At 44.6% G+C, this 635-nt stretch carries 1 protein-coding gene; it reads right to left on the bottom strand.

Annotated features, from left to right (window positions below; all coding sequences use genetic code 11):
* On the bottom strand, nt 1-528 hold a 528-nt coding region (locus ACS8FD_RS21815; RefSeq protein ID WP_439277411.1), incomplete at its 3' end, for a M90 family metallopeptidase.
* Nucleotides 529-635: the final 107 nt, after the last annotated feature.

The following is a 635-nucleotide window of genomic DNA, read 5'->3' as shown; positions in this document are numbered from 1 at the left end:
ATCAGGTTGTAGTGGCGGAAAGCCATTGGCGCGACCATTAAGCATATCGAGCTTATGCACAAACTCGTGAATGACCACATTGTGACCGTCACGCTCGCCTGAGTGCTTGGCATCCTTCCATGATAAAACCACAGGCCCACGCTGCCATGCCTCCCCGCTTCGATGTTGCTGGCCTTCATGAACAATACCAAACTCATCTACTGTTTTGGTCTCGCTTTTGTATGAACCAGGATAGATGATGACTGACGACCAGCCAGCGTACCACTCAAGTCCTAAATTTAAGATAGGCAGACAAGCTTGCAAGGCAATAGACTGCTTAACAGCATCGGTAATCTCAAAGCCTTGAGCGCCGTTAATAGATTTGTCCTCCAAAAATAATGTCGCCAAATCAAACAAACGAGACATCTCATCCTTGTCTAGTCTATCGAGTATCACAATACGCTTGGCAGCTTGTGTCCAGTCAGCCTCGGTAAATTCGCTATTATCCAGTATTCGCTGCTCGCGCCAGTCTTTTATTATCTCGAACATATTGATTTTCCCTAACGTTAACGTTTAAACCATATTTATCCCATCTATTTACTGCACGATGTTACCAAACAAACTGAGAGCAGCGATGATATTTATATAGTGCTTGA

This window comes from Psychrobacter sp. 1U2 (assembly GCF_051847575.1).
Note: the sequence above shows the minus strand (reverse complement) of the source record. Positions and strands in the feature narration are given on the sequence as shown.